Consider the following 8,032-nt stretch of genomic DNA (forward strand, 5'->3'; position numbering starts at 1 on the left):
GGAACCGATGGCGCTTTGACCATTTGTGCTGGAGAGACCGTAACCGAAGTACAACTTTTTAATGAACTCGGAGGCACTCCTGACCTAGGTGGGACCTGGTCACCCGCAATGGCAGGTGCGGGAACATATACCTATACCGTACTAGGCATCGCGTGCAATAATGATACATCAGTTGTCACCGTTAATGAAGAAACCCAACCCAACGCGGGAACAAATACAACACTCACCATATGCCCCAATTCCACCGTTACCCAAGACCAGTTATTTTCAGTCTTAGGAACAGATGATAAACGAGGTAGGTGGTTCCCAAATCCCGAAGGTGCCAATGCCGGAGTTTACACCTATACCATTCCTAGTAACATTTGCGGAAACGAATCCTCTTCAACTGTCACAGTTAATATTTCTAATCTTGATTCTGACGGGGATACCATATTGGACTGTTATGAAATACTGGATGACACCAATCCTTTTGATGATTGCGATTCTATTGGAGGAACACCCTTACCTGCTAGTGATTGTGATAATGATAGTCTTACTGAAGAAGAGGAAGCTTTACTAGGAACTGACCCTATGAATCCGGATACTGATGGTGATGGTGTTAGCGACGGAAAAGAAGTTTCTGATAATACAGACCCATTAGACAATTGCGATTTCTTATTAGAAAGCCAAACCCTTACTCCAAGTAGAATCTGGAATGATGCGGACTGTGATATGGACAACCTCACAAACGAACAAGAAATAGATAAGAGAACCGACCCTACCAACCCTGATACCGACGGTGATACGATAAATGATGGACAAGAAGTGATGGACAATACCGATCCGCTTGACCCTTGTGATTCTATTGGAGGAACTCCTCCCGCTAATATTTCATGTGAATTATTCGTTGAATTAGACTTGGTAAAACATGGCGATATTTTAAACGGAAATTTCAGGATCATCAACATTGACCGTTATCCAGAGCATCAGGTAGAAATATTCAATAGATGGGGTATCTTGGTTTGGGAATCTTCCAAGTACGATAATGAAAGTAATGCTTTCACAGGCCTATCGCAAGGGAGAATAACAATTATTGAAAATCAAAAACTTCCTTCAGGAGTGTATTTCTATAAAATTAAATACGTAGCAAAAGGTGAAGATAAACTTAAAGAAGGGTATCTCTATTTACAAGATTAAAGAGCAATAATAAGCATGAAAGGTATAATACCGAAAATATTATTTTTATTTCTGACGATGCAATTTTGCTTCGGGCAACAGGATGCCCAATTCACTCAATATATGTATAATACATTGACGGTGAATCCTGGTTATGCCGGTTCTAGGGATATTCTTGGTGTTTCGCTTTTACATCGTTCGCAATGGGTTGGAATGGATGGTGCTCCCAGCACACAAACCTTTACTATTCAAAGTCCGTATAAAAATAAAATGGGGATAGGATTTTCAATCGTTCATGATGAAATAGGAAATAATACCAACCAAAATACAAGTTTTGATCTTGCCTTTTCGTACGGCATACCTATCTCTAGGAATTACGAGTTATCATTTGGTCTATCCGCTGGAGGACATCTTTTAAATATAGATTTCAATAAACTAAGAAATTACAGTGCTAGTTTGGCTCCATCTGTAGAACAAGAGTTGTACAAAAAGTTTTCTCCAAATATTGGAGCCGGAGTATACTTACACTCTAACAAGTTCTATATTGGTCTCTCCGCTCCTAGTCTTTTAGAGACAGAACATTTCCAAAATCCAGATGATAAAGGTTCTGTAATAGCTTCTGAACGCATGAATTTCTATCTAATATCAGGATATGTTTTTGATTTGAACCCTTCATTGAAATTCAAACCTGCATATCTTTTAAAAGCTGTTCTCGGTGCACCACTTCAGGTAGACCTTTCTGCCAATTTTTTATTAAACGAAAAATTTACTTTGGGTGCGGCCTATCGGTTAGATGCTGCAGTGAGTGCTCTTTTCGGTTTTCAGATGAACAGACAATTCATGCTTGGCCTTGCCTATGACAGAGAAGTTTCATCATTAGGCGGCTCACAGTTTAATGATGGTTCTTTTGAAATATTCTTAAGATATGAATTTTTCAAGAACAACAAAATTGACCTAACCCCTAGATTCTTTTAGATATGAGCCTAAAACCTACATATCTGCTATTACTGCTCTTAGTTACCATAGGGTATACCTCCTGTTTCTCTCAAAATAAGAAAAAAGCAGCGGAGGCCGATAATTTTGATCATTACGCTTATATGCAAGATATTGAGTCCTACTCCAGTCTATTGGAAAAAGGGTATGATGAAATTACCATACACAAAAAACTAGGAAATGCCAATTACCATACCGCCAATTACGATGTAGCTACATTTTGGTATGAAAAGCTTTTGGAAAATGATGAAGTGGCTGTATCCCCTGACTACCTTTATAGATATGCACTAGCTTTAAAGTCCATTAAAAGGTATGATGAATCCAATGAATGGATGGAAAAATTCAAACAGGTTAAAACCAACGATATCCGCGCCAAATTATATACGGGTAATGTTAATTACTTAAAAGAGATTCAGATTCCAAAAGAACAATATACCATAGAAAATTTAACTGAAATTAATTCACCCGAGTCTGACTTTGCCCCCTCCTATTACTCAAAGAACTTGGTATTTACGACTTCAAGAGATCTTGAAACCCAGAAATATAACAAACTGCCTTACCTCAACTTATATCAATCAAAAATCACGGAAGAAGAAAATATAAGTGAAATTTCCGGACTCTCCCCTCTTCTGAACACAAAGGCCAATGAATCCTCCACAACTTTTTCAAATGATGGGGAAACCATTTATTTCACTAGGAACAACTTCTCTAAAAATGGATTTAAAAGAGATAAAAACGGAATTAGCAGACTAAAAATCTATAGATCTTTTAAAGAAGGTAATACATGGACAGAACCTGAAGACCTTCCTTTTAACGGCACCAATTACTCTGTTGCCCATCCCTCTCTAAGTAAAGATGGAACTAAACTTTATTTCGCTTCGGATATGCCCGGAGGTATGGGAGCGTCCGATATTTACGTAGTATCCGTTTTATCTAATGGCAGCTTTGGCGAACCCGTAAATATGGGAACCCTTATTAATACGGAAGGAAAAGAAACCTTCCCTTTTATCTCAGATTCAGACCTATTGTACTTTGCCTCTAACGGACATCCCGGTCTTGGAGGTCTGGATATTTTTAAGATAGATTTAGACGGGGAAAGTAAAGTTACCAACTTAGGAAGTCCCATTAATAGTTCAGAAGATGATTTCTCTCTAGTCATGGATTCTTCTGAAGAAGTCGGCTATTTTGCCTCCAATAGAAAAGGAGGGAAAGGCAGCGATGATATTTACAGCCTAAAACGAAGCGATATGGATTGCTTTACTTTTATTGAGGGGCACGCCTATGATAAAGATTCTGACGTACCACTAGCTGAAACTCGCATTGAAGCTTTGGACTATACTGGACAAAAATTAGAAGAAACCGTAACAGCTTCAGATGGTTCTTACACGATTAGAATTCCCTGCCAAGAAAAACAGTATCAACTTTCTGGAACAAAAGAAGGTTATGAAGTAGGAAGCCTTTATATGCTTACCACTAGTGATAAAAAACAAATCAATAATACCCGTTTAGAACTAGAGCAATCCGAAAAGGTGGTTGATGTGGGTTCCGATTTAGTCAAGGTATTAAAACTAACCCCTATTTACTTTGATTTAAACAGCTCCTATATTAATAAAAGTGCTTATCCCGAGCTTAATAAAGTAGTAGATTACATGAGTAGAAGGCCGGATATAAAAATCGCAGTAGGCTCCCATACCGATAGCCGGGAAGGAGATGATTACAATATATGGTTATCAAGACGAAGGGCTATGAGAACGGTAGAATATATTACATCAAAAGGTATTGACCCCTCAAGAATCTCGGGTAAAGGATATGGAGAAACACAACTATTAAATCAATGTGCCAACGGTATACGCTGTTCTGAAAACGAACATAGATTAAATAGGCGTTCTGAATTCATTGTGATTGAAAAATAACGATATTCCTATTCAAGAAATACCTTTTCGATTACTAAAATTCTTCTAGGAGCCTTATTTTTGCATAAAGGAAATTTCGCTATGCAGAACAATTTTAGGAAGGTTGCAAAAGTTGCTTTGGCACTCGTTTACCTAGTTATCATTGCAGGTGCCGTAGTACGAGGTACTGGTAGTGGTATGGGCTGCCCGGATTGGCCTAAATGCTTTGGCCACTACATTCCGCCAACAGAAATTTCAGAATTACAGTGGAAACCTGATACTGATATTAAAAAAGGTCAGATTATCATAGTAAACGAGACACTCCAGGTTGCATCGGAAAGCTTTAAAACAGCTTCTACCTTTAATAAGGCCAAATGGCAAACTTACACGAAGCATGATTATGCTCAATTTAATGCAGCGCATACGTGGATCGAATATATTAATCGCTTGTTGGGTGCCTTGGCAGGGCTAGCTACTCTTATTCTTGCCGTAATGTCTATTCGCTTGTTTAAAACGAATAAGAAAATTACCATCTTGTCATGGCTGGTAGTCTTTGGAATGGGGTTTCAGGCATGGCTAGGCGCAACTGTTGTTTATTCGGTCTTAGAACCTGTCAAAATCACCGTCCATATGGTAATGGCATTAGTAATTGTGGCATTTCTTCTGTATATAATTCATCTAACTAAAGTCACTAGTCAAAATCCAAAGACGTACAAAGATATAATACCACTACTCGCCTTTGTACTTGTAATGACCCTTATACAGGTGGTTCTAGGCACGCAAGTAAGGCAATATGTAGATGACCAAATGGATGTTCTTGGAAATGCTTCCAAAAAACTATGGCTGGCCAATGCTGATTGGCAATTTTACGTACACCGTTCCTTTTCAATTGTTATTGTATTGCTAAACATTTTTCTAGCCCAGCGTATTTATAAATACAAACTTGATTTTCCTAAAATTAATTGGGTATTGCTATTTTTGTTTATTGAAGCTGTCTCCGGTATTGCCATGTATTACTTCCATTTTCCGTTTGCTTCCCAACCTATACATCTGGTATTGGCCAGCTTACTTTTTGGGGTTCAGTTTTATTTGCTTTTAGAAGCTATAAGTACCAAAAGAAGCTATAAATCTTTGTAACTTTGTCCACCCTTAAAAATTGCGGTTATGATTTACAAAATACGGATCATTTTAGATGCCAAAGAAGATATATTCCGAGACCTTGAGATAGAGGCGGGTACTTCTATGGAAGAATTTCACAATGCTATTGCTCAATCTTTTGGATTTTTAGGTAATGAAATGGCCTCTTTTTATACCTGTGATGAAGAGTGGAACCAAGATGAAGAAATTGCTCTTTTTGATATGAGCGATAATGGATCAGATGTAAGGTTGATGAACGAAACCTTTCTAGAGGAAGTTATGACCGAAGAAAGCCCAAAGCTTATCTACGTATATGATTTTCTGAGCATGTGGACGTTCTATGTGGAATTAGCCGATATTGTTGAACACGAACCAGGCATTACCTATCCTAACCTGCTATTTAGTTTTGGAGAGCTTCCTGAAACACCACCGGAGAAGAATTTTGAATCTAAACCCAATGTTGATTTTGACGATACTTTTGAAAATTACGATGACCTGGATTTTGATGAAAACTGGAATTAAATCGTAATCATTTTACCCGAAACTTATACAAACTCATTACCACCCTTCTATTTAGCACTCTGATTACCAGCAACTTGCATTCTACAAAGAATTTAAAACAGCTATTGAATTATGATTAACCTCTACCCTACCCAAATCGAAACTATTTCCTTGCATCGTGTGGGGAACAAAAATAAAAGTGAAGGTATTTTTCTTTCTGAAGAACCCTTCTCTTTAAACGATGAAACAACCGGTCTTTTAAAGGAATATTTCTTTAAGCCTTTTCGCGAAAAGGAAGAGAATTATTTTAAGCTTGTGAATGATGTGGATGTGGAGTTCAATGAGCTCTATAAAATAGTTTCGGACATTTTTGCTGATCCGGAGAGCATGCACCTTAACTCTAAAAAAATTGCTCAGCACCTTTTTGAACAATCCAACCACCCACACATCAAAAGTGGAGAGGTTTATGTGGCTCATTTAAGCAATGTTATGCTGGATAATGTGAAGACAGAGGCTGTTGGTATTTTTAAGAGTGAGCTGAAACATGATTTTCTTCAATTTGAAGAAAAAGGAAGCAACTTGGACATCGTTATTCAGCAAGGAATAAACATCAATAAATTAGATAAAGGTTGTCTTATTTTTAATGTAAACAAAGAGGAAGGTTATAAAGTTCTATCTGTGGATAGTAACCGATACGATACTAAATATTGGCTTGAAAATTTCTTGGAAGTAGACGCTCTTGCAGATGAAAATTTTTACACTAAAAACTACTTGAAATTTTGTCAGAATTTTGCTAAAGATGTAGTGTTGCCCGCTGAAGACAAGCAGCAGGAAGTTCTTTTCATGAACCGTGCCGTTAACCACTTTGCCAAGAACGATGAGTTTGAAGAAACCAGCTTTTTGAACGAAGTAATGGAAAACCCTGAATTGATACCTGAATTCAAGCATTACAAGACCGAAAAAGGGCCCAAATTCAGTATTGAAGACGTGTCTAATTTTGACATTGCCAATAAAGCTGTATCCGATGCTCGAAAGAAAATCAAGAACGTTATAAACCTTGATACCAACATACAAATTAAGTTGGATTTCATTAACCCGGAATCTGCTGAAAAATTTGTGGAAAAAGGTTGGGATGAAGAGCGCCAAATGTACTATTACTTGGTATATTTCAATAAAGAAGAAAAGAACTAATATTTTATACCAAAAGGTGTTTAAAAAGTAAACTTTATGAACACCTTTTGGCTAATTCTATCGGTCCATTTTTATATTTTGTTCCAATATTTGTTTCATACTCACATCTTCGTAATTACGTCGAACAAAATTCAAGGCCAATCCTAAAATTTCTCCCATTGTTTTTGCTTTTTTGAATTGCATGTCAAGTGTCAATTCATAAATGGCATCTTTCAGTATTTCTATGTTTTCCGGAGTGGAAATATGATCTTTTTTGGCAATAGCGATCAAACGTTTTATACGAGCACCAGAACTTAAGATGCGCTTAGCTACAATAGACCTTTCCTCTAATTTATACTGGTCTATAGAGTCTCTTGTCAATTTTTTTCTGACCAACTCTACCATTTGGTAGTTTTCCTTAAAAAATTGGGGCCTGTATACTTTTAACTTTCCTTCAAAACACTGCTGATCAAAATCTATGGCCCGTATACGATACACCACATGGTCAAAATCGTGTACTGGTACTATCACATAATTGTAAGAGCGCATATCCCCTAACAAGCGTATCATACAACGTTCATTGAATTTAACGAACCCTTTTGCCAATTGCGATTTTTCGGTTTCAGTACAATTGGGCAACATATCCTTTATAAATACGTCTCCAGGAATACCTGCAATATGCTCCTCGATCAAAGTGTCTTTATACACCAAAAAGTGAAGATTATAAGGGGAAAGCATGTGCTCCAGTTCCAACCCATAAATACGCGAAGCATCGGTTTTTTTTACATAGAAATATGTAAAGTTATCATTCAAAATATTTCTGACCTTAATCCGAAAAGGTTTGGAGTTACCAAAAGTGCAAAAGTCTACTGAATCTACATTTAGGTACTTGTGAATATTCTCATTACCATCAGAAAGAAGTATGGAATATACTTTCTTAAGACTATTATCGATTTCTATTCGATCAAACTCAGAATAATATACACGAACCCATAAGGTATCAACATCATCGTCATCATAAACTACTACTGAGCCTGCAAACCGCAACAAATCATCATAGAAAATAGGTATTTCTGTCTTTCTACTGTAGTGCTCTAAATATTGATCTAATTTCTTACAGACCGGATAGGCCGGTTTTTTCTTAGACATTAATCGCTCTTCTGACATACATCAAATTTACTTAC

General features: G+C 37.1%; 7 protein-coding genes. 6 read left to right on the top strand and 1 reads right to left on the bottom strand.

Features of this window, described 5'->3' with window-relative positions; translation table 11 throughout:
* The 6 genes from KO521_RS10020 to KO521_RS10045 form a co-directional block, all read left to right on the top strand.
* On the top strand, nt 1-1,176 hold a 1,176-nt coding region (locus KO521_RS10020), incomplete at its 5' end, for a gliding motility-associated C-terminal domain-containing protein (protein WP_215939790.1).
* A 15-nt stretch (nt 1,177-1,191) separates the two neighbouring features.
* Nucleotides 1,192-2,130: a PorP/SprF family type IX secretion system membrane protein gene (locus tag KO521_RS10025; protein ID WP_215939791.1), complete on the top strand. Its 939-nt coding sequence runs from the start codon at nt 1,192-1,194 to the stop codon at nt 2,128-2,130.
* 2 nt (nt 2,131-2,132) lie between these two features.
* Nucleotides 2,133-4,061, top strand: coding sequence for an OmpA family protein (locus KO521_RS10030; protein ID WP_215939792.1), 1,929 nt, complete (start codon nt 2,133-2,135; stop codon nt 4,059-4,061).
* Nucleotides 4,062-4,142: 81 nt separating this feature from the next.
* Entirely contained in the window at nt 4,143-5,177 is a 1,035-nt protein-coding gene (locus KO521_RS10035; protein WP_215939793.1) for a COX15/CtaA family protein, read from the top strand.
* A 27-nt stretch (nt 5,178-5,204) separates the two neighbouring features.
* Nucleotides 5,205-5,699, top strand: coding sequence for a plasmid pRiA4b ORF-3 family protein (locus tag KO521_RS10040; protein WP_215939794.1), 495 nt, complete (start codon nt 5,205-5,207; stop codon nt 5,697-5,699).
* A 111-nt stretch (nt 5,700-5,810) separates the two neighbouring features.
* Complete coding sequence (locus KO521_RS10045; RefSeq protein WP_215939795.1) at nt 5,811-6,869, top strand: nucleoid-associated protein; 1,059 nt, start codon at nt 5,811-5,813, stop codon at nt 6,867-6,869.
* 57 nt (nt 6,870-6,926) lie between these two features.
* Here KO521_RS10045 and KO521_RS10050 read toward each other — a convergent pair whose 3' ends face one another.
* Nucleotides 6,927-8,015 carry a hypothetical protein gene (locus KO521_RS10050; RefSeq protein ID WP_215939796.1) on the bottom strand — a complete coding sequence of 363 codons (1,089 nt, stop codon included), beginning with the start codon at nt 8,013-8,015 and terminating at the stop codon, nt 6,927-6,929.
* Nucleotides 8,016-8,032: the final 17 nt, after the last annotated feature.

The sequence above is a fragment of the Zobellia uliginosa genome (genome assembly GCF_018860745.1).
GTDB classification, from domain to species: domain Bacteria; phylum Bacteroidota; class Bacteroidia; order Flavobacteriales; family Flavobacteriaceae; genus Zobellia; species Zobellia uliginosa_B.